This is a genomic window from Methylobacterium brachiatum (assembly GCF_020523825.1).
Lineage (GTDB): Bacteria > Pseudomonadota > Alphaproteobacteria > Rhizobiales > Beijerinckiaceae > Methylobacterium > Methylobacterium brachiatum.
Genome location: NZ_JAJALK010000007.1, coordinates 198241 through 223802, shown reverse-complemented (window position 1 = coordinate 223802; position 25562 = coordinate 198241). Strand labels below are relative to the sequence as shown.

At 71.2% G+C, this 25562-nt stretch carries 20 protein-coding genes; 9 read left to right on the top strand and 11 right to left on the bottom strand.

Annotation, left to right across the window (positions count from 1 at the left end):
- Positions 1-75: 75 nt before the first annotated feature.
- The 4 genes from pbpC to LGR69_RS17745 form a co-directional block, all read right to left on the bottom strand.
- Entirely contained in the window at positions 76-2220 is a 2145-nt protein-coding gene (gene pbpC / locus LGR69_RS17760) for a penicillin-binding protein 1C (RefSeq protein ID WP_370881386.1), read from the bottom strand.
- A 78-nt stretch (positions 2221-2298) separates the two neighbouring features.
- Positions 2299-2517 (bottom strand): hypothetical protein, encoded by a 219-nt coding sequence (locus LGR69_RS17755; protein ID WP_091864244.1) that lies wholly within the window; start codon positions 2515-2517, stop codon positions 2299-2301.
- 163 nt (positions 2518-2680) lie between these two features.
- Positions 2681-6094 (bottom strand): acyl-[ACP]--phospholipid O-acyltransferase, encoded by a 3414-nt coding sequence (locus tag LGR69_RS17750; protein WP_091864206.1) that lies wholly within the window; start codon positions 6092-6094, stop codon positions 2681-2683.
- Between the two features lie 562 nt (positions 6095-6656).
- Entirely contained in the window at positions 6657-6917 is a 261-nt protein-coding gene (locus LGR69_RS17745) for a hypothetical protein (protein WP_122159337.1), read from the bottom strand.
- 194 nt (positions 6918-7111) lie between these two features.
- Here LGR69_RS17745 and LGR69_RS17740 point away from each other — a divergent pair, with 194 nt between their 5' ends.
- Both LGR69_RS17740 and LGR69_RS17735 read left to right on the top strand, forming a co-directional pair.
- Positions 7112-8131, top strand: coding sequence for an SDR family oxidoreductase (locus LGR69_RS17740; RefSeq protein ID WP_230366847.1), 1020 nt, complete (start codon positions 7112-7114; stop codon positions 8129-8131).
- A gap of 142 nt (positions 8132-8273) precedes the next feature.
- On the top strand, positions 8274-9149 hold the full coding sequence (locus LGR69_RS17735; protein ID WP_230366875.1) for an MBL fold metallo-hydrolase: 876 nt from the start codon (positions 8274-8276) through the stop codon (positions 9147-9149).
- Here the strand turns inward: LGR69_RS17735 and LGR69_RS17730 are convergent.
- The 3 genes from LGR69_RS17730 to nthA are packed head-to-tail and all read right to left on the bottom strand — an operon-like array spanning position 9137 to position 10754.
- The gene (locus LGR69_RS17730) at positions 9137-9460 is read right to left on the bottom strand and encodes a nitrile hydratase accessory protein (protein ID WP_230366846.1); all 324 of its coding nucleotides are present in this window, start codon (positions 9458-9460) and stop codon (positions 9137-9139) included. The genes LGR69_RS17735 and LGR69_RS17730 overlap by 13 nt on opposite strands.
- The gene (gene nthB, locus LGR69_RS17725; protein WP_230366845.1) at positions 9457-10116 is read right to left on the bottom strand and encodes a nitrile hydratase subunit beta; all 660 of its coding nucleotides are present in this window, start codon (positions 10114-10116) and stop codon (positions 9457-9459) included. Before nthB ends, LGR69_RS17730 begins: the two co-directional genes overlap by 4 nt.
- Positions 10113-10754 (bottom strand): nitrile hydratase subunit alpha, encoded by a 642-nt coding sequence (nthA, locus tag LGR69_RS17720; protein WP_230366844.1) that lies wholly within the window; start codon positions 10752-10754, stop codon positions 10113-10115. Before nthA ends, nthB begins: the two co-directional genes overlap by 4 nt.
- Before the next feature lie 200 nt (positions 10755-10954).
- Here nthA and LGR69_RS17715 point away from each other — a divergent pair, with 200 nt between their 5' ends.
- The gene (locus LGR69_RS17715; RefSeq protein ID WP_230366843.1) at positions 10955-11659 is read left to right on the top strand and encodes a sigma-70 family RNA polymerase sigma factor; all 705 of its coding nucleotides are present in this window, start codon (positions 10955-10957) and stop codon (positions 11657-11659) included.
- A gap of 277 nt (positions 11660-11936) precedes the next feature.
- On the opposite strand, the gene LGR69_RS17710 is transcribed toward LGR69_RS17715, so the two are convergent.
- A complete protein-coding gene (locus LGR69_RS17710; protein ID WP_230366842.1) occupies positions 11937-12185 on the bottom strand; it encodes a hypothetical protein in 249 nt (82 codons plus the stop codon).
- Between the two features lie 119 nt (positions 12186-12304).
- Here LGR69_RS17710 and LGR69_RS17705 point away from each other — a divergent pair, with 119 nt between their 5' ends.
- Complete coding sequence (locus LGR69_RS17705; RefSeq protein WP_007560052.1) at positions 12305-14635, top strand: FdhF/YdeP family oxidoreductase; 2331 nt, start codon at positions 12305-12307, stop codon at positions 14633-14635.
- 12 nt (positions 14636-14647) lie between these two features.
- On the opposite strand, the gene LGR69_RS17700 is transcribed toward LGR69_RS17705, so the two are convergent.
- Positions 14648-16039, bottom strand: coding sequence for an amidase (locus LGR69_RS17700; protein WP_230366841.1), 1392 nt, complete (start codon positions 16037-16039; stop codon positions 14648-14650).
- A gap of 5 nt (positions 16040-16044) precedes the next feature.
- Positions 16045-17646 (bottom strand): ABC transporter substrate-binding protein, encoded by a 1602-nt coding sequence (locus tag LGR69_RS17695; protein WP_230366840.1) that lies wholly within the window; start codon positions 17644-17646, stop codon positions 16045-16047.
- A gap of 207 nt (positions 17647-17853) precedes the next feature.
- Here LGR69_RS17695 and LGR69_RS17690 point away from each other — a divergent pair, with 207 nt between their 5' ends.
- Genes LGR69_RS17690 through LGR69_RS17670 form a run of 5 tightly spaced genes read left to right on the top strand, consistent with a single transcriptional unit; the run spans position 17854 to position 25327 of the window.
- On the top strand, positions 17854-19398 hold the full coding sequence (locus tag LGR69_RS17690) for an acetolactate synthase large subunit (protein WP_230366874.1): 1545 nt from the start codon (positions 17854-17856) through the stop codon (positions 19396-19398).
- Positions 19395-21743, top strand: coding sequence for a penicillin acylase family protein (locus LGR69_RS17685; protein WP_230366839.1), 2349 nt, complete (start codon positions 19395-19397; stop codon positions 21741-21743). Before LGR69_RS17690 ends, LGR69_RS17685 begins: the two co-directional genes overlap by 4 nt.
- Before the next feature lie 34 nt (positions 21744-21777).
- Positions 21778-23271 carry a M81 family metallopeptidase gene (locus tag LGR69_RS17680; RefSeq protein WP_230366838.1) on the top strand — a complete coding sequence of 498 codons (1494 nt, stop codon included), beginning with the start codon at positions 21778-21780 and terminating at the stop codon, positions 23269-23271.
- Positions 23268-24410 (top strand): M20/M25/M40 family metallo-hydrolase, encoded by a 1143-nt coding sequence (locus LGR69_RS17675; protein WP_230366837.1) that lies wholly within the window; start codon positions 23268-23270, stop codon positions 24408-24410. Before LGR69_RS17680 ends, LGR69_RS17675 begins: the two co-directional genes overlap by 4 nt.
- Positions 24407-25327 carry an NmrA family NAD(P)-binding protein gene (locus LGR69_RS17670; RefSeq protein WP_230366836.1) on the top strand — a complete coding sequence of 307 codons (921 nt, stop codon included), beginning with the start codon at positions 24407-24409 and terminating at the stop codon, positions 25325-25327. Before LGR69_RS17675 ends, LGR69_RS17670 begins: the two co-directional genes overlap by 4 nt.
- A 2-nt stretch (positions 25328-25329) precedes the next feature.
- Here the strand turns inward: LGR69_RS17670 and LGR69_RS17665 are convergent, their stop codons facing one another.
- Positions 25330-25494: a hypothetical protein gene (locus LGR69_RS17665; RefSeq protein WP_230366835.1), complete on the bottom strand. Its 165-nt coding sequence runs from the start codon at positions 25492-25494 to the stop codon at positions 25330-25332.
- Between the last annotated feature and the right edge of the window lie 68 nt (positions 25495-25562).

Below are 25562 nucleotides of genomic sequence, written 5' to 3'. Positions count from 1 at the left end.
GTCCACGAACGTATTGTCGGGTGCAGAGTGACGCACCCCAGGCATTTTCGTCGGCTCAATCTCTGGGCCGGCCCGTCACTCGATCCGGATGGAGACGCTGTCACTCGCGCCCGTTGCATCGAGAACCGAGATTCGCGCGAAGCCGGCCCCGCCGGGAACCCACTCGGCCCGGCGCCGGGGCGTCTGTGCCACGGGCTGGCCGTCGACCAGCCAGGTCAGCGGCGGAACCCCGCCGAGCGCCTTGAGGGCGAGACCTTGGCCCGCCGTGTCGCGCTCGTCCCCGCGCTCGCCCGCGAGGCCCAGATCGATCCGCGCGCCGTCCGGGGGATAGGCGATCTTGAGCGCCGGGCCCTGCGTCTCCGCCCCGTCGCGATGCAGCCGCCGCAGCGGCGGCGGCAGGCCGCCGGCCTCGGCGACGCTCAGCACGTTGCGGGGCTGCGGGATCGGCTCGGGCTCGATCCCCAGCCGCGCGAAGGCGTCGAACAGGATCGGGGCGGCGGCCACCCGGCCGACGAGGCCCGGCACCGCCGCGCCGTCGGGCCGGCCGATCCAGGCCACCACGGTGACGTGCCGGTCGAAGCCGGCGGCCCAGGCGTCGCGGTAGCCGAAGGAGGTGCCGGTCTTGTAGGCGATGCGGTTCGTCAGCGCGTTCTCCGGCGGCGGCGTCCCGCGCAGGATGTCGGCGACGTACCAGGCCGCCACCGGCTCGGTCACCCGGTGCTCCGGGCCGGTCCCGGCGGCGTCTCCGGCCCGGCGCAGGATGTCCGGCACCGACCCGCCGCGGGCCAGTCCCGCATAGAGCCGCGCGAGGTCGGTGAGCGTGATGCCGAGGCCGCCGAGCGCCACCGGCAGGCCCGGCGCCGCCTCGCGCGGGAGCTGGATCCCGGCGCCGGCCGCGCGCAGCCGGGCGATGAAGCGCGCCGGCCCGACCGCCTCCATCAGCGCCACCGCGGGCACGTTGAGCGAGAGCTGCAGGGCGCGCCGGGCCGTGACCGTCCCCTGGAAGGTCAGGTCGAAATTCTCCGGCGCGTAGTTCGCCGAGAACCGGGCCGGGCGGTCCTCCAGCAGCGTTTCGGGATGGGCGAGGCCGTTCTCGAAGGCCAGCGCGTAGACGAAGGGCTTCAGGGCCGAGCCCGGCGAGCGCACGGCCAGGGTCATGTCGATCGCCCCGCGCCGGCTCGGGTCCAGGTAGCCGGCGCTGCCGACCTGGGCGAGGACGCGGCCGTCGCGGTTGTCGAGCACCACGATCGCCGCGGAGAGGGCCGGCCCGGCCGCGGCGGCGCGCTCGGCCGCGAGCGTCTCCAGCCGCGCCTGCAGCCGCCCGTCGATGGCGAGGCGGATCACCGGCGTCCCGGGCTCGGCCGCCACCGCCGCCTCGGCGGCGTGGGCTGCCAGCATCGGGAACGGCTGTCGCGCGGTCGGCACCGGCTCCGCCTTGGCGGCGGCGGCCTCGGCGGAGCTGAGGAGGCCCCGACTCGCAGCGAGGTCGAGCACCCGGTCGCGGGCGGCTCGGGCGCGGTCCGGGAACCGGTCGGGCCGGCGGGTCTCGGGGGATTGCGGCAGGGCGACCAGCAGGGCGGCCTGCGCCGTCGTCAGCCGCACCGGCTCCCGGCCGAAATAGGCGAGGCTCGCCGCCCGCACGCCTTCGAGCGGGCCGCCATAGGGGGCGAGCGCCAGGTAGAGGTCGAGCAGGGCCGCCTTGCCGAGCTGCCGCTCCAGCGCGACCGCCCGCACCATCTGCCGGAGCTTGGCCTCCAGCGAGCGCCCGTGGCGCGGCTCGACCAGGCGGGCGACCTGCATCGACAGGGTCGAGCCCCCCGATAGGATCCGCCCGTGCCCCAGCCATTGCGCTGCGGCCCGCAGAATCGCCGCCGGGTCGACCCCCGGATGGGATTCGAAGCGCCGGTCCTCGTAGGCGAGCAGCATCGCCCGGTAGCGCGGATCGACGGTCGCGGCGGTGACCGGCAGCCGCCAGCGGCCGTCCGCGGTGGCGAAGGGGCGCAGCAGCGTGTCGGACCGGTCGAGCACCACGGTGGAGCGCGCCGAGGCCGCCGCGAGGTCGAGGGGCGGCAGCGCCGCGGCGTAGCGCCAGACCATCCCGGCGCCGGCCGCCAGGAGCCCCAGCACGAGCGCCGCGATCGCGACGCTCACCCTCGCGGCGCGGCGCAGGCTGCGCCGGGGCGATGCGGCGGGGCTCGGATCAGGCCCGTGGTCCGGCACGCATCCTCCTGATCCTGAGTCCGCCAGCGCGCACAGATTCACCGATCCGGCGGCGCCGGCAAGTCCCGGACGGACGGCTCAGCCGAGGCTGACGCCGCGCAAATCCGGGAAGGCCGGACGTACCGCCTGTCCCACCCGGATCGGGAACGGCACGATGTTGGACGCGGGAGCTGCGGGCTCGGTCTCGAGGATCTGCGGCGCGGCCTTGTGGGCCTTGCCGGGCTTCGTCCAGCGCGCGATCCGCTTGAAATAGGCCCGCCGGGTCAGCCAGATCGGAAATCGCCTGCCCTTGTGCATGTTCAACCCCTCGTCGACACGCGTTTGAATCGCGAAATCCAGTCCACGAACCTCGATCACTGGGGAATGATCGAATCATGACTGTATTCGTGATACGAGGGCATCGGGCCTGCGCCCGCATCCCCCGTTTGGGTGATGCGGGCCGGCCGGGTGGGACAGGCGGTCAGGCGGCGGCAATCTCCTTGGCCCGTTCCTGGGCCAGCTTGACGACGGAGACCTGGTCGACCTTGCCGGTGCCGAGCATCGGAATCGCGTCGAGCACCACCACCTCGGCGGGGATCGCCACGTCGGAGGCGCCGCGCCCCTTGGCGAAGCTCTGGAAGGCCGCCCGGGTCGCACCCTTCTCCTGCGTGAACAGCACCAGCCGCTCGCCCTTGCGCGGATCCGGCACGGCGGCGACCGCGCTCGGCTGGTTCGGCCAGAGCTCGGCGGCGAGCGCCTCGATGCTGGCGAGCGACACCATCTCGCCGGCGATCTTGGCGAAGCGCTTGGCCCGGCCCTTGATCGTCACGAAGCCCATGGCGTCGATCGCGACGATGTCGCCGGTGTCGTGCCAGCCATCCGGCGGCGGCTCCAGCACGCCGGGCTTCTCCGCCCGCAGGTAGCCCAGCATGATGTTGGGCCCCCGCAGCGCGAGGCGGCCGCCCTCGTCGATCCCGGGCACCGGCTCCAGGCGGGTCTCGATCCCGGGCAGGATCCGCCCGACCGTGCCGAAGCGGTTGAACATCGGTGTGTTCAGCGCGACCACCGGCCCGCACTCGGTGACGCCGTAGCCCTCGAGGATGCGCAGCCCGAACTTCTCGCCCCAAGTCTTGCGGGTGGATTCCTTCACCGCCTCGGCGCCGGCCACGACGTAGCGGAGCGAGCGCAGGTCGTAGGAATGCGCGGCCCGGGCGTAGCCGGACAGGAACGTGTCGGTGCCGAACAGGACCGTGCTGTTGGAGCCGTAGATCAGCTCCGGGACGATCCGGTAGTGCAGCGGCGACGGGTAGAGATAGACCGGCACGCCCGAGACCAGCGGCAGGACCAGCCCGGCGGTCAGCCCGAAGGCGTGGAACACCGGCAGGACGTTGAACACCTTGTCGGTCGGGCCGAAATCGATCCGGGCGGCGACCTGGGCCACGTTGGCGAGCATGCAGCGGTTGGCCAGCACCACGCCCTTGGGCGTGCCCTCGCTGCCCGAGGTGAACAGGATTGCGGCCGGGTCCTCGCCCAGGCGCTTCACCAGGGGCTTCCGGCCCGCGAGCAGCGCCCGGATCTTGTCCGGCGTCGTGACGGTCGCGCGCAGGTCTTCCAAATAGACCAGCTCGACGGTCCCCTTGATCGCCTCGACGAGGGTTCCGAGCCGTCCCTTCTCGATGAAGGCCCGGGAAGTCAGGATCTTGTCGACCTGTGCCGCCCGGCAGGCGGAGAGGACGTTGGCCGCCCCGGCGGAGAAGTTGATCATCGCGGGCACCCGGCCCGCGGAAGCCAGGGCGAACAGGGTCACGGCCGCGCCGTTGGCGTTGGGCAGCATCACGCCGATCCGCCCGCCCTCGGGGGCGAGGGGCATCAGCTTGCGGCCGAGCACGTTCGCACCGGTCACCAGGCGGCTGTAGGTCAGGCGGCCGGTGACCGGATCCTCGACCGCGGTGCGGCGCCAGCCGTGGCGCTCCCCGGCATCGATCAGCGCCGCCATCAGGCCGCGGTTCGTGTCGGCGGTGCGGAACAGCAGGTCCGACATGATGCCGTAGAGCGCCGCCCCGGCGGCCTGCCGGCGGGCCTTGCCGCGCAGCGCCGGGTCCACGGTGAGGCGGACCGGCGGCAGCACCGTCACGGTCACCTTCGGCCACCAGCGCCGGCGCACCTGCGAGCGGGACAGGCGCGAGAACGCGGTCCGCTCCAGCCCGTCGATCTTCACGGGCACCACCATGGCCCCTGACTTGTCGGCGATCAGCCCGGCGCCGTCATAGACCTTCATCAGGCTGCCGGTGACCGTGAGACGGCCTTCGGGAAAGATGATCAGCGTTTCGCCGCTCTTGACTGCGTTGATCAGCGTCCGCGTCGCGAGCGGCCGGGTCGGGTCGAGCGGCATCGCCTTGGTGACCCGCAGGAACGGCCGGACCCACCAGCGCTGCGCGATGCCGCTGTCGACCGCGAAGACCGGCTCCTGATCGAGCAGCGACAGGGCCAGGGGCGCGTCGAGGAACGAGACGTGGTTCAGCGCCAGGATGCAGTTCGGTCCGGCCGCCGCAACGTTGTCGAGCCCGCGCACCTCCAGCCGGTAGAAGGCCCGGAACAGGATCGACAGCGCGTCCCGGAACGGGCTGGTCGGCAGGGTCGCGAATACGAGGACGCCGACGACCAGGTTCAGCACCGCCACCAATGCGAGCAGGCTGGCGATCGACAGGTCCATGGCCTGCAGCCCAGCGAGCGCCAGGGTGCCGGCGACCATGAAGGCCGCGGTGACGACGTTGACCGCCCCGATGATGCGGGCGCGCATCGCCTTCTCGGTCCAGGCCTGCACGGCCGCGAAGGAGGGCACGATGTAGAGCCCGCCCGACACGGCGAGGCCGAGGAAGCCGATGGCGGTGCGCAGCCCGTCGCCGCTGCGCAGGAAGTCCAGCGGACCGATCGCCTCCGCGGGCGGCGGCGGCATGGACCCGATCGTCCAGGCGAGGTCGAGGCCGAACAGGCCCATCAGCACCGCCCCGACGGGCGTCGGCAGCAGCACGATCCGGCCGCTGGCGAGCCAAGAGGCCAGTCCCGACCCCACGGCGATGCCGATGGAGAACAGAGCCAGCAGCACGGTGATCACCGTCTCGGTGCCGTTGAAGGCGTCGCGCACCAGAACCGGCAGGAGCGACAGCACCACCACGCCGACCAGCCAGAACCAGCTCACCGTCAGCGAGCCGCGCCACAGGCGCGTGTCGGCCCAGAGGTCGCGCAGCAGCGAGACGGTCGAGCGCGCCACGTTGCGGTCGACATGGAGGTCCGGCGCACCCTCCCCGGTCGGCGGGATCATCCGGGCCGACAGCCAGCACAGAACCGCGAAGCCCATCACCAGGGCGCCGAAGACCAGGCCGGAGCCGCCCATCGCCGAGGCCGCGCCGGCCGCGATCGTGCCCAGCAGGATCGCCAGGAAGGTCGCGGCCTCGACCAGCGCGTTGCCGGCGGGCAGCTCCTCGCGGCGCAGGTGATCCGGCAGAATCCCGTACTTGATCGGGCCGAACAGCGCCGCGATCGTCCCGAACAGGCCGAGCGCCACGAACAGCACCGGCACCGAATGCAGCAGGAAGCCCAGCACCGCGGTGCCGGCGGCGAAGATCTCGGCGAATTTGAGCCGCCGGGCCATCAGCGCCTTGTCGTAGCGGTCGGCCCATTGCCCGCCCAGGCCCGACAGGATGAAGAACGGCCCGATGAACACCGCGCTCGCCAGGGTGACGAGCACGCCCGCATGCGCATAGGCCTGCCCGCCGATCCCGAACAGGATCAGGAATCCCAGCGCGTTCTTCAGGAAGTTGTCGTTGAACGCCGAGAAGAACTGGCACCAGAACAGAGGCGCGAAGCGCCGGGCACTCATCAGGGAACGGAACATGGCGATCTCTCGGTTCCGAACCTGACTGGCCCAGCCGATGCGTCGAGGTCAAATCGGACCTGCGTCGGGCGGCGGCTGCACGGTCGCAATGAACAGGTTTGCGCTTCATTCCGAAGACGGTGCGGGCGGCCACGCGATATTAGTTCGTGCGTCTTTCCCGACGGCCGGCAGGATCGTTAGGCCGCATGCGGTGCTATCGAAAAAACGTGGCTGCCCCTCGCGGAGCGTTCGGCACACGCCGTCATAGCGGGCGCAGCGAAGCAACCCAGGGCAGCGCGCCATCCCCTGGAAGTGGCGCATCACTGGGTTGCTTCGCTGCGCTCGCAATGACGGTTCGGCAACTGCCAATTCGATCGGCGGACATGCCGATCGGCCTCTCGGCCTGAGGCGCAGCTGCCGCGAGGGATCGCGTTGCCGGTTCGGAAGAGTCCTTCGAGGCCTGCGCTTCGCTTCGCCGCCTCTGGATGCGGGCGAGGATGCGACAGCCGGGATCAAACCGTCTCGCGTTCAGGAACACGCATCGAACGGCTGCAGCCGATCAGGCGCGGACGCCTGCCGTCCCTCAAACCTTCCGGACTGCGCGCCCCTGGCCGCCGGCCATCCGGCCGATCTGGCGCTCGACGGCGTCCCGCAGGGATGCGCCCAGGTCGTAGGACCAGGCGATGTAGGCCGCGATCGTCGCGCTCACGACCATCACGGCGCTGGCCGCGCAGAGCGGCACCGCCAGCAGCAGGGTCAGGACCAGACCGACCGACATGCGCTCGCCGAGCGACGCTTGCGGCCAGGGATCGATCGGCAGGGACAAACGTCGTCCGTATCGCATGGCTGCGATCCTCGATGTCCGTGGCGCTTGAACTGTGCGCGACTACCGAGAACCAACAGCGCTCGGCGCCGGATGTTGCGCAAAGGGTTCCGAAAAGACCGGCGGCCGTGACGTTCCGGCACGGTGGTGCGGCGCAACCGGGGGCGGCCACACCCGTTGCCGCAGCGATTCGTCAACGATCGGGTGAGGACAGGATGGCGCGGGTTGCAGTCGTTACCGGAGGGACCGCCGGAATCGGGCTCGCGACCGCGCATCGCCTCGCCGCCGGCGGCTGGTCGGTGGCCGTCGTGGCGCGCGATCCCGGGCGGCTCGCCGCCGCCGAGCGGGCGCTTGCCGCCTACGGCCAGCCGGTCCTGGCGATCGCGGCCGACGTCGCCGACCCGCAGGCCGTGGACGCCGCCGCCGCGCGGATCGAGGCCGAGCTCGGCCCGATCCGGGCCTGGGTGAACAACGCCATGTCCACCGTGGTGAGCCCCGCCGACGAGATCACCCCGGACGAGTACCGGCGGGTGACCGAGACCACCTATCTCAGCCAGGTCTACGGCACCCTCGCGGCGCTGCGTTACATGAAGCGGCGCAACCGCGGCGCGATCATCCAGGTCTCGTCCGGCCTCGCGATCCGGGCGGCGCCGCTCCAGGCGCCCTATTGTGCGGCCAAATTCGCCGTCTCCGGCTTCACCGACGCCCTGCGCTGCGAGTTGCTCCACGACGACGTCGCCGTCAGCCTCAGCGTGGTCTATCTGCCGGCGGTGAACACCCCGCAATTCAACTGGGCGCGCAACCACACCGGTCACCGCCAATACGCCCCGGATCCGGTCTTCGACCCGCGGCTCTGCGCCGAGGCGATCGTCTACGCCGTCGAGCATCCGCGCCGGGAGGTCTGGGTCGGGCGCTCGTCGATGATGATGGCCGCCGCGCAGGCGCTGGCCCCCGCGCTGGCCGACCGCAAGGCCGCCTCGATGTGGTCCGCCCAGCTGTCCGACACGACGATCCCCGAGATGGACGGCAACCTCTACGATCCCGTACCCGGCGAGGTCGGCATCGATGGGCGCTTCACCGATCGGATGAAGACCACGCGGGGCGAGTTCGTCACGAGCCGCACCCGGGACACGGTGGTCGGCGGCCTCGCCGGGCTGGCGCTGCTGGGGCTCGCCGCCGCGGCCGTGGCGGCCACCCGGCCCCGGCGGGCTGCGCTACCGGACCGGACTCGCTAGACACGTCCTGGTTTCAAAAGGTCCGAGACCTTTTGCGGGTCCAGGGCGGAGCCCTGGTCTTTCGGGGTTCCACCTCCGAACCCCGCCGAAGGGCTGGACCCTTTGGAAACCCGGGGCCATGCGCCAGGAGAGGTTCGAGACGATGCCCGGCTATCTGCCCTTCGCGGGCGCCCTGAAGCTGCCCGCCTATACCTGCGACAATTGCGGGTTCTGGCAGCGCCATTTCGAGGCGCCCCCGTCCTGCCCGATGTGCCTCGACGCTCGGCACGTGGCGCCCCAGGACGGCTGGCGGTTCCGCACCGCCCGGGAGGCGCAGGACGCCTTTCCCTGCCACTGGCAGGAGCTGGAACCCGGCGTCTGGCGGTTCTGGAACGAGCCGGTCTCCGGCATCGGCCCCTCCGCCTATCTGATCCGGACCGACGCCGGGAATATGGGGTTCGAGGGCTGCCCGGTCTTCAGCGAGGCCGCCCTCGACCAGATCGAGACGCTCGGCGGCATGCAGGTGCTCTCGGCCTCCCACCCGCATTCCTACGGCGCCCTGGTGCAGCTCCAGGACCGGTTCGACCCGGAATTGTGCCTGCCCGCGGCCGACTTCACCTGGAGCGCCGCCCTGCAGGTCAGCTGGCCCTACGACGACGTGCTGGAGCCCCTGCCCGGCCTGGAGCTGCACCGCACCGCCGGCCATTTCGACGGCCACGCCGTCCTGTTCGACCGCGCGCGCAAGATCTGCTTCTGCGGCGACGCCTTGAAGTTCGAGCTCGACCCCGCCGACCCGCGTCGGGCGACGACGATCTCGGCGCACAAGGCGTTCGTCCGGGGCGTGCCGCTGACGCCGAAGGAACTCGAACGCTACCGCCAGGTCTTCGCGCAATTCGAATTCGTTCAGACCTGGACGCCGTTCGAAGCGGCGAAGAATTGCGGCCGGCGCGAAGTTCTGGCGCTCCTCGACGCGCTTCTCGCCAGCCGCCCGCACGCCGCCCCGGTGCCCCTCGACAGCCTCCCGGCTCAGGGCCGGTAGAGCGGATCGTTCTCGAGCCGGATCGGCTGGCCGTGCGGCGTCGCCGCGGCGGCGCGCAGGAAGGCCGCGGTGCGCGCCGCGACGCTCTCGGAGGCCGTAACCCCACGCTCGGACAGGATAGTTTCCAGCGTGGCGAGCCAGGCGGCGTAATCGGCCGCCCGCTCCGGCGCGTCCGTTGGCCGGATCTCGCGCCCGAGACGATCGGCCCATTCCGCCCAGGTGAACAGGCCGGCCTCCTGCAGGGAGACCACCAGGGCGAAGACCTGGGCCTCCCAGGGGGCCGCGAAGGCCCTGGGCGACGGCGTGCTCACGCCGGCTCCAGATAGGGTTCGAAGGCCGCCACCGTGACGATCCCGCCCGGGTCGCCGCTCGCGCCCCACAATTCCTGAGCGGTAAAGCTGACGGTGTACAACCAGGTCGGGTTCTCGCCCGCCTGGTACGCATTGGTATCGGGGTACACGAACGCGCCCTCGACGCGCTCGACCCGGCCTCGGCGCCCGCGGGCGTAGCGCGGCAGGCGGGTATGCCCGGTGGGATGGGCGTTCCGGGCCAGAACGATGTCGCCGACCGCGAAACGGGCGGGTGCGGCCGGCTCGCAGCTGCTCGGGAAGCCGGCGCGGAACCGGGCTTCCAGCCCGTCCCGGGCGAGCACCCGCGCCACCGGCTTGGTCGGCTCGGACGCCCGACCCGCCGCGATCTCGTCGGGCGTCGCGAGGCCCGTGGCGGCGACCTGCTTCTCCAGGGCCGCAAGCCAAATCTCGTAGTAGCTCGACGCCAGATATTGCGCCGGCGGCAGCGATTCGCGGGTGGCGCGGCTGCCGTCGAGGTTCCAGGCGCCGGTGAAGCCCATCGCCATCGCCATCGCGAAGACGCGGCGTTCCCAATCGGCGTGGAAGACCGGCTCGTCCGGCTCCGGCACCACGGGCCCGAACCCGTGCGCGCCGCCGAGGTCCTGGGCTCCGTTCATACCGGCATCTCCGGCGGGGTCGGCGGGACCGTTCCGGGCAGGCCGGTGCCGATCATCGCGTCGCGGGTGACGAGGGCGGCCAGAGCCTCCTCGGAGAACCCCGCGGTGTTCGCGGGGCGCATCGGCAGGACCATGTAGCGGGTCTCGGCGGTGGAATCCCACACGGTGATCCGGGTGGTCTCCGGGATGGTGACCCCGAACTCGGCCAGGACGCCGCGGGGGTCGATCACCGCCCGGGCGCGGTAGGGCGGCGCCTTGTACCAGACCGGCGGCAGGCCGAGCACCGGCCAGGGGTAGCAGGAGCAGAGCGTGCACACGACGAGGTTGTGGGTCTCGGGGGTGTTGGCCACCACCACCATGTGCTCGCCGCCCCGGCCGCCGATGCCGAGCTCGGCGATCGCCGGGGTCGCGTCGGCGAGGAGCCGCGCCCGGTAATCGGGGTCGACCCAGGCCCGGGCCACGACCCGGGCGCCGGCATGCGGCCCGACCTTCGTCTCGTAGAGCTCGACCAGGGCGTCCATAGCCGCGGGGTCGATATAGCCCTTCTCGGTCAGCAGGGATTCCAGCGCGCGGACCCGCGCCTCGACGGGCGAGAGATCGCTGCCGTGGGGATGGTCGTGTGCATGGTCGTGGCTCATCCCGCTCTCCTCACGAACCGTATTCTGCACCGATGCGGGATTGGGTGCCACACCCAGGAGTCGAACACCATTCATCGCGGCCGCGCCATCCTGCGTAAATTTCCCGATATTGCCGGGAGCGTTTGGCAATGGTTCAGGATTGCTCGGATACCCGGTTAGAGTCATTCCAGATAGCAAGACAGGGGCCTCAGGGAACGCGCATGATCGATGATGGATCGAACCCGCCGGCCGGCCCCACGCCCGAGAGCGCCGTGCCCCGCTACGCCACGATCCTCGGTCAGCACCTCGCCCTACCGATCCGCGACTATTTCCAGATCGTCGAGCAGGAGCCGCTCCCGGCCCAGCTCGCCGGCCTCGTGGAGCGGTTCGAAGCCGCCGTGGCAGCCCACGGCCAGGTCGTGGCGTTCGACTTCCGCAGCGACATCATCAAGGCGCTTCCGGCCCTGCGCACCTTCGCGCTGTCCCTGGTCGGCGATGTCAGCCGGGCCGACGACCTCGTGCAGGAGACCTTCGTGAAGGCCTGGGCCAACCAGGCGCGGTTCCGGCCCGGGACGAACTTCACCGCCTGGCTGTTCACGATCCTGCGCAACCAGTTCTACTCGGAGTTGCGCAAGAACCGGCGCGAGGTCGAGGATGTGGACGGCACCCATGCCAGCCAGATGACCAGCCTGTCCGACCAGGAGGATGCCAGCACGCTCAAGGTCGTGTGGAAGCAGCTCGGGACGCTCCCGGCCGCGCAGCGGCAGGCGCTGCTGCTGGTCGGCGCCGAGGGCCATACCTACGAGGAGGCGGCGACCAAGCTCGGCTGCCAGGTCGGCACCGTGAAGAGCCGCGTCAGCCGGGCGCGCTCCTCCCTCCTGGATACGCTGGGCGTGGTGGTGGCGGGGCAGGCCCCGGCGCCGTGAGACGACGCCATCGCGCGCGTCCCTGAACGCGACCGGCCCGCGCCCGCGTCCCGGGTGGCGGTGGATCGGTGTGCTGTGCCCCCGCTGCGAGAATGACGGTCAGGCGTAGCCCGCTAAGCCCTATGCGGCCCTGCCCTGGGCATCGCATCCGTCATTATCGACGCACGAGAGCAGGCTCCCGGCGGCGTGGGACCTGATCGCCCCCAGAAACTTTGGCGGTCGGTCTGGCCGCTCCGCGGAACCACCGCGCCGCCTCCGTCGTGTCGGGGCTGCCGGCTCAAATCCGCCGTTCGTCAGCCCCGGCGCGGCCCTGCCGGACGCGGTACACCGCGACCATCGCGGCGGCCGCGACGCCGGCGAGGATCAGCGAGGGCCGGATGCCGGTCCGCGCGGAGGCCCGGCTCAGAGCGACTTCCAGCGCCCCGGCCGTGTTGACCGCACGCGGCACGACCTGCGTGTGAAGATAATGCTCGGGGGCTGACGGCCCGGAGGGCTTGTGCAGCATGTAATCGCGGCCGATAACCATGTTAACCTCTGTTATTGATGTATGTTGGGTGTGAATAAATTTCCGGGTCCGGGAATTCTTTTAGGAAACACCGGTCGATGGCAGGTGTTTCCCTGCCTTAGAGGCCCGGAGTTCACCTGTTGGAAAAGCCTACCTTCAAGCCGTACCGTCTGCCCTCCGGCGGATGGGGCTCGGCCTTCTCCGTCGGCAACATCCTGCGGCGTGAGGGCGTGCTGGCGAGCGTTCCGGTCGCGCTGACGCGCCACAACAAGGTCGATGGCTACCAGTGCAACAGCTGCGCCTGGGTGAAGCCGGCGAGCCCCCTGCCCTTCGAGTTCTGCGAGAATGGGGTGAAAGCGGTGGCCTGGGAGCTGACGGCGCATCGCTGCACGCCGGACTTCTTCGCCAAGCACACGGTGACCGAACTCCTGGGCTGGGACGATTACCACCTCGAGCAGCCCGGCCGCCTGACCCACCCGCTCCGCTACGATGCGGCCAGCGACAAGTACGTGCCGGTCTCCTGGGGCCATGCGATCGAGGAGATCGCCCGCGAGCTGCGCGCCGTCGAGGACCGCAAGAAGGGCACGGTGTTCTACAGCTCCGGCCGTCTGTCGAACGAGGGGAGCTACCTCTACGGGCTGTTCGCCCGGCTCTACGGCAACAACAACCTGCCGGACTCGTCCAACATGTGCCACGAGACCACCTCGGTGGCGCTGCCGGCCAGCATCGGCCAGGGCATCGGCACGGTGGCGCTGGACGATTTCGGCAAGGCCGACTGCCTCCTGTTCTTCGGCCAGAACCCCGGCAGCAATGCGCCGCGCATGCTGCACCCGCTGCAGGAGGCGAGCCAGCGCGGCGTGCCGATCATCACCTACAACCCCCTGCGGGAGCGCGGGCTCGAGCGCTTCCTGAACCCGCAATCCCCCACCGAGATGCTGACCCGCAAGGAGACGCGGATCAGCTCGCAGTACCATCAGGTCAAGGCGGGCGGCGACCTCGCGGCCCTCGCCGGCATCTGCAAGGCGGTGCTGGCGCTCCACGACGCGTCGCTCGCGGCGGGCGGCGAGCCGGTTCTGGATGAGGCCTTCATCCAGGAGCACACCCACGGCTTCGACACGTTCCTCGCCTGGCTGGGGACTCAAGAGTGGGACGAGCTCGAGCGCCGCTCGGGGCTGCACCGGGCCGATATGGAATCCACCGCCAAGGTCTATAGCGTCTCGAAGGCGGTGATCGCCGTCTACGGCATGGGGCTGACGCAGCACCAAGCCGGCGTCGAGACCGTCCAGATGCTGGTGAACCTGCTGCTAATGCGCGGCAATATGGGCCGCGGCGGCGCCGGCATCTGCCCGGTCCGGGGCCATTCGAACGTCCAGGGTCAGCGCACGGTCGGCATCACCGAGAAGCCCGAGCTGTTCCCCCTCGACCGGCTCGGCGCGCAGTTCGGCTTCGAGCCGCCGCGCGAGGCCGGCTACAACACGGTCGAGGCCTGCGAGGCGGTCCTCAAGGACGAGGTCCGCGCCTTCTTCATGCTGGGCGGCAACTTCGTCCGGGCGATCCCCGATCACGGCCAGATGGAGCCGGCCTGGCGGCGGATCCGCCTGACCGTCAACGTCATCACCAAGCTCAACCGCAGCGCGCTTCTGCCGGGGGAGATCAGCTACATCCTGCCGGTGATCGGCCGTCTGGAGATCGACGAGACCCAGGCGGGCCCGCAGGTGCTCTCGATGGAGGACACCTCGGCCTGCGTCCACGGCAATCGCGGCCTGCGCAAACCCGCCTCGCCCCACCTGATCAGCGAGATCCGGCTGATCTGCGAGCTCGCCCAGAAGGTGCTCGATCCCAACCCGCGGGTGCGGTGGGATGCGTACAAGCAGGACTATGCCGAGATCCGGAAGGAGATCGGCCATACGCTGCCGGATTCGTTCTGGGACTACGAGCGGCGTATGTGGGAGCCGGGCGGGTTCCAGCGCGACATGCCGGTCAAGCGCCGCGAATGGTGCACCGATACCGGCCGCGCCAACTTCGTCACGCCGAACGCGCTGGACGAGGATGCCGACATGCCGGCGATCGGGCACGACGTGCTGCGCCTCATGACCCTGCGCAGCAACGACCAGTTCAACACCACCGTCTACGGCTACGACGACCGGTTCCGGGGCATCAACAACACCCGCAAGGTGGTGCTGATGAACCGCTCGGACATCGACCGGCTGGGGCTCAAGATCGGCCAGGCGGTGACGCTCAAGACCGTCGCGCATGACGGCATCGACCGCCAGCTCGCGGGTTTGCTGGTCGTGGCCTACGACATCCCGATCGGCTGCATCGGCGGCTATTACCCGGAATGCAACGTCCTGATGCCGATCTGGCACTACGCCACCGGCAGCAAGACGCCGGCGGCCAAGATGATCCCGGTCACGATCCATGCGGAGAGCGACCGCGTGCTCGCGCCGCAGCTGGAATACGCCGCCGGCTGAACCTCCGACGCGTCAGACCGGCGGGCGGCGCCGATGCCAGTCGGTCGCCCGCTGGTAGGCCTGGCCGACCCGCAGGGCCATCGCCTCGTCATAGCCCCGGCAGGTGATCTGCAGCGACAGGGGCAGACCGGCGGCCGTGAACCCGTTGGGCAGCGCCAGGGCGCAGAGGTCGAGAAGGTTGCCGAAGCGGGTGAACCGCGACGGCAGATGCGCCTCGTCGACCTCGGCGAGAGCCACGGCGACGGTCTCTGTAGTCGGCGTCAGCAGGGCGTCGATCCCCTCCAGGGCGGCGGCATAGGCGACCTTCATGGCGGCGCGGCGCTGGAGCGTGCCGAGATACTCCTGCGCCGAGACCTTCGCGCCGGCGAGGATCCGGGCGCGCACGGCGTCGCCGAGCTGCGAGCCCGGGTCCTCGGCCAGCGCGCCGTTGACGAAATAGGCCTCGGCGTTGGTGATCCCGCTCATCGCCACACAGTCGCTGAACCGGAACGGCAGGGCGACGTCGACGATCTCGGCCCCCTGCCGGGCCAGGAGGTCGAGGGCCGCGTCGTAGGCCGCCAGCATGTCGGCGGCGACGCCCTCGCGCTCGGCGTCCGGCATCCGCCCAAGGCGCAGGCCGCGCACGCCCCGGTTCAGCGTCGACCACGGCGCGTCCGGGGCGATCCCCCGGGTCGTCGGATCGAGCGGGTCGGGGCCGGAGATCGCCTCGTAGAGGAGCGCGGTATCCTCGACGGTCCGCGCCAGCGGGCCGGGCGTGTCCAGCGTCGTCGAGAGCGGCACGATCCCCCAGGTCGAGACGCGCCCGACCGTGACCTTCAGCCCGGTCAGCCCGCAGAAGGAGGCGGGCAGGCGCACCGAGCCGCCGGTATCGGTGCCGATGCCCCAGGGCGCCATCCGGGCCGCGACCGCGACCCCGGTGCCGCTGCTCGACCCGCCCGGCGTGCGCTGGGTCTCCGGATCCCAGGGGTTCCAGGGGGTGCCGAGATGCTGGTTGGTGCCCCAGCCGCCATAGGCGAACTCCACCGTGTGGGTCTTGCCCAGCACGATCATGCCCTGCGCGATCAGCCGCCGGGCGATGGTGGCGGTGCGCTCGGCCCGGCGTGCCCGGTGGGCGGCCGAGCCGCCCATGGTGATCCGGCCCTCCAGGTCGATCAGGTCCTTCAGCACCACCGGGACGCCGTGGAGCGGCCCGACCGCGTGGCCGGCGCGGATCGCCCGGTCGGCGCCCTCGGCGGCCAAGCGCGCATCGGCGGCGAACACCTCCGTGAAGGCCTGGAGCTTCGGCTCCAGCTGCGTGACCCGGCCGAGCAGCGCGTCGACCGCGTCCACCGGCGAGAGTTTCCGCGATCCGATCGCCCGGGCGAGTTCGGCCGCGGAGGCGTCGACGAGTTCAAGATCAGCCATCGGGATCATTTCACGCTGACGAGGGTGAGGTCGACGAACCAGGATTGCGGGGAGACGAAGCCGTGGATCTTCTGCGACATCCCGCGCGGGTTGAGGTCGTGCACGATGAACAACCACGGCGGGTTGTCCACCAGCCGTTCGTGAGCGAGCGCCGTCTGCGCGTCGATCACCTTGGCATCGTCGGTCTCGGCCAGCGCCTTGAGGGCGGCGTCGAACGCGTCGTCCTTCCAGTTCGGGAAGTTGAAGCCGCCCGGCGGGAACCGGTCGCCCGCGAAGTAGCGCGCCATCACGCTCGGGTCGGACGAGGGCGAGGAGACGTTGAGCGCCATCGAGCCCTGGAGGCTCGGCGCGTCCGGCAGGGCCCGGCTCGAGTTCAGCAACACCTGCCACTCGACCACGTTGAAGCTCAGCTCGACGTTGCAGGCCTGCTTCAGGTTCTCCTGCAGGTACTCGTTCATCGGCATCGGCAGCATCTGGCCCGAGCCCGAGGACGAGATCATCACCTTGAGGCTGAGCGGCTTCTTGTCCGAGTAGCCCGCCTCGGCCAGCAGCGCCTTGCCCTTGGCGGCGTCGAACCCGTAGCGGTTCTTCGGCGCGCCGAAATTCGGGTCCTTGTCGTTCAGCCAGCCCGAGGCCGGCTCGGCCGTGCCGTTGAGCAGCTCGACGATGGCGGCCCGGTCGACACAGTAATTCAGCGCCTGGCGGACGCGCACGTCCTTCAGCGGGCTGTCCTTGGCGCCGATATTGAAGATGTACGGCCAGACATGCGGGTAGGAACCCGTGGTGATGGCAAAGCCCGCCTGTTTCAGGGACGGGATCGCGTCGGGCGCCGGCACCTCGATCCAGTCGACCTGCCCCGAGCGCAGGGCCGCGACCCGGGCATTCGCCTCCGGGATCGGCATCAGCCGGACCTTGTCGACCTTGGCCATCCGGCTCGGGTCCCAGTAGCCGTCGAACTTGGCGAGGTCGACCGATTCCCGCGGCGCGACCCGGGTGATCTTGAACGGCCCGGTGCCGGCGGCCGGCAACGAAGCCACCTTGGCCCAGTCGCGCCCGGCCTTCTCGAAGGATTGGGGCGAGGTGAACAGCAGGTAGACCACCATGTCGGGGAAGTACGACGCGACCTGCGTGGTCGTGATCTGCACGGTGGCGTCGTCGATCTTCCTGTAGCTCCCAACGAGCGGCGCCCGCGCCCGGGAGATTCCGGCCCCCTGCGGCTCGAATTGCGGGCTGTCGTTCTTGAAGTAGCGGTCGAGGTTCCAGATCACCGCGTCGGCGTTGAACGGGGTGCCGTCATGGAAGCTCACGCCCCGGCGCAGGTGGAAGGTCCAGATCGTCTTGTCGCTCGGGTCCTGCTCCCAGCGCTCGGCCAGGGCCGGGATGATGCCGGCGAGCTTGTCGGTGCTCTTCAGGTCCCATTGCACCAGCCCCTCGAAGATCGGGTAGCCGAGGAAGCGCATGCCCTCGAAGCCGTTATTGGGCATCCCCGTGGCCGTGGGGATGTCTGAGGCGGTCATGGCGATGCGCAGGACGCTCTCGGCACGGGCCGGGGCGGCCAGGAGCAGCGTGCCGGCCATGGAGGCGGCAATCAGGCGGCGAAGTTTCATCGGATCCCGTTCGTCGAAGTTGCGGGATGCCAACGGCAAAACTTGCGCCAGATCGTGCGATAGTCCCGGCGCCCGATGACCGGCAGCGGCGCGTTTCGGCCCTTGCGCTCGGCGCGGGCTGCGCCACGATAATAATGAATGCGAGTCGCCGGCCGCACGAGCCGGACCGAGAGGGAGCCGCCCGTGACCGATGGGACGCCAACCACGATGAACGGGGCCGAGAGCCTCGTCCGGACCCTCGTCGCCGGCGGGGTCGAGGTCTGCTTCACCAATCCCGGCACGTCCGAGATGCATTTCGTGGCGGCGCTCGACCGGGTCGAGGGGATGCGCTGCGTGCTGTTCCTGTTCGAGGGCGGGGCCACCGGCGCCGCGGACGGCTATGCCCGCATGGCCGACAAGCCGGCCTCCACCCTGCTGCATCTCGGTCCCGGCCTCGCCAACGGACTGGCCAACCTGCACAACGCCAAGAAGGCGCGCACCCCGGTCGTAAACATCGTCGGCGAGCACGCCACCTATCACCGCGAATACAACGCGCCGCTGACCTCGGATATCGAGGGGCTGGCCCGCCCGATGTCGTCCTGGGTCCAGACCGGCATGAGCGCCGCCGAGATCGGATCCGACGGCGCCGCCGCCATCGCGGCCGCCCGCACGGCGCCGGGGCAGGTCGCGACCCTGATCCTGCCGGCCAACACCGCCTGGGACCCGGGCGCGGGCGTCGCGCCGGTGCCGCCGATCCCCGAGCGGGCGCGAGCCGAGGATTCGGCCATCGCGGCCGCCGTGGCGGCGCTCGCCAGCGGCGAGCCGGTGCTGCTCCATCTCGGAGACCGGGCGGTGCAGGGCGAAGGCCGGGTGATCGCCGACCGGATCGCCCGCAAGACCGGCGCGACGCTGATGGCCATGACCTCGAACGCCCGGATCGACCGCGGCGCCGGCACGGTGCCGATCGAGCGCCTGCCCTACCCGATCGACCAGGCGATCGCGGCCCTGAAGGGCTTCCGCCACATCATCCTGATCGGCGCGACCCAGCCGGTCGGTTTCTTCGCTTATCCCGGCAAGCCGAGCCTGCTCGCCCCGGAAGGCTGCGCGACCATCACCCTCGCCACGCCCGAGGAGGATCAGATCGACGCGCTGGAGCGGCTCGCCGAGGCCGTCGCCGCGCCGCCGGCCGAGCCCATCGCGGCCGGGCCGCGGCCGAAGCTCCCCGCCTCCGGGCCCCTCGACCAGGACGCGATCGGTCAGGTCCTCGGGGCGCTGATCCCGGAGGGCGCGGTGATTTGCGACGAGTCGATCACCACGGGCCGCAACTTCTTCGCCCTGACCCGGGATGCGGCGCCGCATTCCTGGCTGCAGCTCAGCGGCGGCTCGATCGGGCTCGGCATCCCGATGGCCACCGGGGCGGCCATCGCCTGCCCCGGCCGCAAGGTGATCAATCTCCAGGCCGATGGCAGCGGGCTCTACACCGCCCAGGCCCTCTGGACCCAGGCCCGCGAGCGCCTCGACGTGGTGACGCTGATCTGGTCGAACCGCTCCTACGCGATCCTGCGGGCGGAGCTCGCCAATGTCGGCGCGCACAATCCCGGCCCGAAGGCGCTGGGCATGCTGAGCTTGGACAATCCGGCGATCGATTGGGTCAGCCTCGCCCGCGGTTTTGGCGTGGAGGGCCGCCGCGTCGAGACGCTGGAGGACTTCATCGCGGCGTTCCGGCATGGGCTGGACACACCCGGTCCGCACCTCATCGAAGTCGCCCTGTGAGCGGGGCAGCCTACGCGCTGCCCGGGCTCGAAGGGCCGGCCGAGATCCGCGTCGACCGCTGGGGACTGGCGCATATCCGGGCCGCGACGGCGCTCGACGCCTTCCGGGTCCAGGGCTTCAACGCCGCCCGGGACCGGCTGTGGCAGCTCGACCTCTGGCGCAAGCGCGGCCTCGGCCTGCTGGCGGCGGATTTCGGGCCGGGCTACCTCGCCCAGGATCGGGCCGCGCGGCTGTTCCTGTATCGCGGCGACATGGCGGCCGAGTGGGCCGCCTACGGGCCGCAGGATACGAAGGCCATCGTCACCGCCTTCGTGGACGGGATCAACGCCTTCGTCGCGCTGACCGAGACGCGGCCGAACTTGCGGCCGCCGGAATTCGCCCTGACGGAGACACGCCCGGCCCGGTGGCGCCCGGAGGACGTTGTCCGGATCCGCAGCCACGGGCTCGTGCGCAACGTCCTGTCCGAGGTCGCCCGCGCCCGGGTTCTGGCCCGGGCCGAGACCCGCGAGGACGGGCTCGCCGCCGACGACCTGCGCAAGCGCATCAGCCCGCCGCACGATCCCGTGGTGCCGGACGGCCTCGACGCCGCCGACTGGCCGGACGACCTCCTCGACGTTTTCCGTCTCGCCACCGCGCCGGTCGGGTTCACCCAAGAGCGGATGGCGGCCACGCGCGCGGAGGCCTGGGACTGGACCAAGGTCGACGCCCACGGCGCCGTCACGCGGGGCCCGCGTTCCGCCCCGAAGGAGCCGGTCGAGGGCTCGAACAACTGGGTGGTGGGGCCGGCCCGCACCGAGACCGGCCGCCCGATCCTGGCGAGCGACCCGCACCGGATCTACCTGCAGCCGTCGCTGCGCTACGCCGTCCATCTCACCGCCCCGGGCCTCGACGTGATCGGGGCGGGCGAACCCGCCCTGCCCGGCATATCCATCGGCCATAACGGCCATTCCGCCTTCAGCCTGACCATCGCGCCGATGGATCAGGAGGATCTTTTTGTCTGTGAGACCGATCCGGATCGGTACCGGTACGGCGACGGTTGGGAGCCGATCCAGCGCGTCATCGAAAGGATCCCGGTGCGCGGCGGGCCGGACGAGACCGTGGTGCTGGGCTTCACCCGGCACGGTCCGGTGCTCCGTGAGGCGGGCGGCCGGGCCTTCGCGCTGCGCACCGTCTGGTCCGAGCCGGGCGCTGCCGCCTATCTCGGCAGCCTCGCTTATCTCGGCGCCACGAGCCCGGAGGCGTTCGGCCAGGCCCTGCACCATTGGTCGGCGCCCTCGGTCAACCAACTCTACGCCGATGTGACCGGGCGGATCGCGTGGTTCATGGCCGGCAAGGCGCCGGTGCGGCCGGCCCATGACGGGTTGCTGCCGGTGCCCGGCGACGGCCGCCATGACTGGGCCGGGTTCCACGATCCCGGCGCCCTGCCCCGCCGCATCGACCCGCCGGAGGGCTACCTCGCCACCGCCAACGAGATGAACCTGCCGCCGGATTTTCCCGCCGAGGATTGCAAGCTCGGCTTCGAATGGGCGGAGCCCTGGCGCGCCCGGCGCATCCGCGCGGTGCTGGACGGCCAGAGCCGGCATACGCTGGACCAATCCCGCGCGCTCCAGGGCGACGATGTTTCGGAGCCGGCTCAGCGTCTCGCCGCCCTGGTGCGGGCGCTGCCCCAGGGGGCGGATGCCGATGTCGAGGCGGCCCTCACCCTGCTGACACCGTTCGACGGGGCGCTGCACGAGGATTCGGCTGCGGCCGCCCTGATCGAGCTGTTCTGGGTCCGCCATCTGCGCCCGGCCCTGCTCGAAGCCCTCGTGCCCGATCCTGCAACGCGTCGCCTGCTGCCGCCCGGCGACACGCAGAGCCTGATCGAGCGGCTGGAATCTGGCCTCGATCCGGCCGCCCGCGACGCCTTGCTGACGGGGACGTTGGGCGCCGCCTTCCGGGAGTGCCGCACCCGGATGGGGCCGGATTCCGGGACCTGGTCCTGGGGCCGGCTGCACCACGCCCAGTTCGCCCACCCGCTCTCGGCCCTGCGGTCGGATTCGGTCTGGGATGTCGGCCCGCTGGCCGTCGGGGGCGCCGCGGCATCAGTCATGCACGCGGAGTACCGGACCGACACGTTCCGGCTGACCCACGGCGCCTCGTTCCGCATGGTCGTGGATGTGGGCGACTGGGACCGGTCGGTCTTCATCAACGTGCCGGGCCAGTCGGGGGACCCGGGCAGCCCGCATTACGCCGACCTGGCCCCGATCTGGGGGCGCCGGGACCATGTGCCGATGCTCTACGGCCGCGCCGCCGTCGAGGCGGCCACCGAGACGATCATCACGCTGAGCCCGGCCTCCGCCTGACCGGCGGCCGGCCGAAGACGAGGACCGAAAAACCTTGCAGATCTTCATCGCCGGACTGGCCACCGAGACCAACACCTTCGCACCGCTGCCCACCGGCCGCGCGGCCTTCCTGGCCGATTATGCCCGTCGCGACGGCACCAAGACGGCGCCCCGCCTCAGCAATATCGGTCTCAAGGCCTGGCGCGCGCTGGCCGAGGCGGACGGGCATAAGGTCGTCGAGAGCCTCTCGACCTTCGCGCAGCCGGGCGGGATCACCCTGCGCGCCGTCTACGAGGAGCTGCGCGACGCCTTGCTCGACGACCTCCGGGCCGCCATGCCGGTCGATGCCGTGCTGCTGTTCATGCACGGCGCCATGGTCGCCGAGGGCTATGACGATTGCGAGGGCGACACCCTGGAGCGGGTCCGCGCCATCGTCGGCCCGGACGCGACGATCGGCGTCGAGCTCGACCTGCACTGCCACCTCACCGAGGCGATGCGGCGGAGCGCCGACGTCATCGTGATCTACAAGGAATACCCCCACACCGACATCGTCGACCGTGCCCGCGACCTCTACCCGCTGGTGATGCGCACGGTCGCCAAGGACATCCGGCCCGTGATGGCCTATGCCGATTGCCGGATGATCAACATGTGGCGCACCACCCGCGAGCCGGTCGCGAGCTTCGTGCGCCTGATGGAGGCGCTGGAGGGGCGGAACGGCATCCTGTCGGTCTCCTTCGGGCACGGCTTCCCCTGGGGCGACGTTCCGGATGTCGGCGCGAAGATGCTGGTCGTCGCCGATGGCGACGCCGCCAAGGCCCAGGCCCTGGCGGACGACCTTGCCCGGGAGGTCTGGGCGATGCGCGAGGAGGCGGCGAGCCGCTGCGACAGCATCGATGCCGGCATCGACGCGGCTTTGGCCTCCGACGACCCGCGCCCGATGGTGCTGGCCGACTTCGCCGACAATGCCGGCGCCGGCGCGCCCTCCGACAACACCGCGATCCTGGCGCGTCTGGCCGAACGCGGCATCAGGGACGTGGCGCTCGGTCTGATCTGGGATCCCGGCGCGGTCGGGATCTGCCACGAGGCGGGGCTCGGCGCGACCTTCGTGCTGCGCATCGGCGGCAAGTGCGGCGTCACCTCGGGCGATCCGGTGGACCTGCGCATCACCGTGCGCGGCCTCTCCGAGGATCACAGCCAGGGCGGCCTCAGCGGCGGCCGGGCCCGCCTCGGACCCGCCGCCTGGGTCGAGGCCGACGGGATCCACGTGGTGCTGACCCATATCCGCCAGCAGGCCTTCGCGCCGGACGCCTTCACGGGATTGGGGCTGACCCTCGACGACAAGCGGATCGTGGTGGTGAAGTCGATGCAGCATTTCTACGCCGCCTTCGCGCCGATCGCGAGCGAGGTCCGCTACGTCGCGGCGCCGGGCGCGGTCCCGCCGGATTACGGCGCGATCCCCTACACCAAGCGCTCGGGCCGCTACTGGCCCAAGGTCGCCGATCCCTTCGCCGATCCTTTCGCCGAGTCCTCCGCCGAGAGCGCCCGATGATCCCGGACCTGCCGTTCGACGCGGAGTCCATCCTGGCGACGTTGCGCCCCTGGGTGGAATGCGAGAGCCCGACCCACGATGCCGCCGCGGTCAACCGCATGATGGGCCTGGCCGCCCGCGACCTCGCGGTCGCCGGGGCCGCGGTCGAGACCATTCCGGGGCGGATGGGCCTGAGCGATTGCGTGCGCGCCCGGTTCCCCCATCGGCACCGTGCCCAGCCCGGCATCCTGGTGCTCGGGCATCTCGACACCGTGCATCCGGTCGGCACCCTGGCGAGCCTGCCCTGGCGGATCGAGGGCAGCCGCGCCTACGGCCCGGGCATCCTCGACATGAAGGGCGGCAACGTGATCGCCCTCGCGGCGATCCGCGCCCTCACGGCCGCCGGCATCGAGACGCCTTTGCCGGTAACCGTCCTGTTCACCGGCGACGAGGAGGTCGGCAGCCCCTCGACCCGGGACCTGATCGAGGCCGAGGCCGCCCGCCACGCCTTCGTGCTGGTGCCCGAGCCCGGCCAGGCCGACAACGGCGTCGTCACCGGCCGCTACGCCATCGCGCGCTTCGACCTCGAAGCCGTCGGCCGCCCGAGCCATGCCGGCGCAGCGCCCCACGAGGGCCGCTCGGCGATCCGCGCCATGGCGCGCATGATCCTGGCGATCGACGGGCTGTCGGACGCGGATTGCACCTTCTCCACCGGGATCGTCTCGGGTGGGCAATGGGTCAATTGCGTCCCGACCCTGTGCCGCGGGCAGGCCCTGAGCATGGCCAAGCGCCAAGCCGATCTCGACCGCGGCGTCGAGCGGATGCTGGCCCTGTCGGGGGAGCAGGACGGCGTCCGCTTCGCCGTGACCCGGGGTGTCACCCGGCCGGTCTGGGAACCGGATGCCGGCTGCATGGCCCTCTATGATCGGGCGCGGCGCTTGAGCGAGGCGCTCGGCCAGCCCCTGCCCCACCGCAGTGCCGGCGGCGGCTCGGACGGCAACTTCACCGGCGCCAACGGCATCCCGACGCTCGACGGCCTCGGGCCGCTCGGGCAGGGCTACCACACCCTCGACGAGCATGTGCTGATCGAGACGCTGCCCCAGCGGGCGCGGCTCTTCGCGGCCCTGCTTGCCGATCTCGGCGCGGCGGACCGTTCGTGAGCCCGGCCCCCGTGACGATCGCGGTCGCCGGTGCCACCGGCGATCTCGGCCTGCGGATCGTGCGGGCGCTCCGGCGTGAGGGCGCGAGCGTCACCGCCATCGTCCGCCCCGGGACGGATCAGGCCCGGCTCGGGCCGCTCACCGCCCTGGGGGCTCGCGTGGTCGAGGCCGGCCCCGGCCGTCCAGGCAGCTGGCAGGCCGCCTGCGCGGGGTCCGCCTGCGTGGTCTCGGCGTTGAACGGCTTGAGCGCCACCGTCATCGACGCGCAGACCGCCCTTCTGGAAGGCGCCGTCCGGGCCGGCGTGCCGCGCTTCATCCCGTCCGATTTCTCGATCGACTACGCCAAGACCGCACCGGGCGGGAACCGCAACCTCGACCTGCGCCGGGCCTTTCAGGCGCGCCTCGATGCGGCGTCGATCCAGGCCACGTCGGTGCTCAACGGCGCGTTCATGGAGCTGCTCGACGGACAGGCCCCGCTGATCCTCCACCGCCCGCGCCGGGTTCTGTACTGGGGCCGTGCCGACCAAATCCTCGACTTCACGACCAAGGACGACACTGCCGCCTTCACGGCCCGGGCCGCCCTGGATCCGACGACCCCGCGCTGGCTGCGCATCGCCGGCGACAGCCTCAGCGCCCGCGATCTCGCCGATGCGGCGACCGCGGCCCGGGGCAGGCGCTACCGGACGCTGCGCGCCGGCGGGCTCGGTTCGCTGGGCTTGATGATCCGCGTCGCGCGGACCCTGGCCCCCGGCCGGGGCGCGGTGTTCCCGCCCTGGCAGGGCATGCAGTACCTGCGCGACATGTTCGAGGGCCGCGCCCGGCTCACGCCCCTCGACAATGACCGTTACCCGGACCTGCGCTGGACCCGGGTCCGGACCTTCCTGACCCAGACGGCCGGGGCGCCCGGACACAGCTGAGATCAGGCCCGGCCCCAGCCCAGCGCCGCGACCGCCACGGCGCCGATCACGCCGCCGACCGTGCCGCCCCCGAAAAATCCCGCCAGAGCCAGCAACGGCCCCGAGGAAGCCGTCAGCGCGCAGAGCAGTGAACTTCCGACGCAGCCTGCGGTGGCGATCACGGACATAGGGACCTCGCACAACTATCAGTTGTATAAGCGAGGCCATTTCAATCTGGTTCCCCTCCGCCGACCGG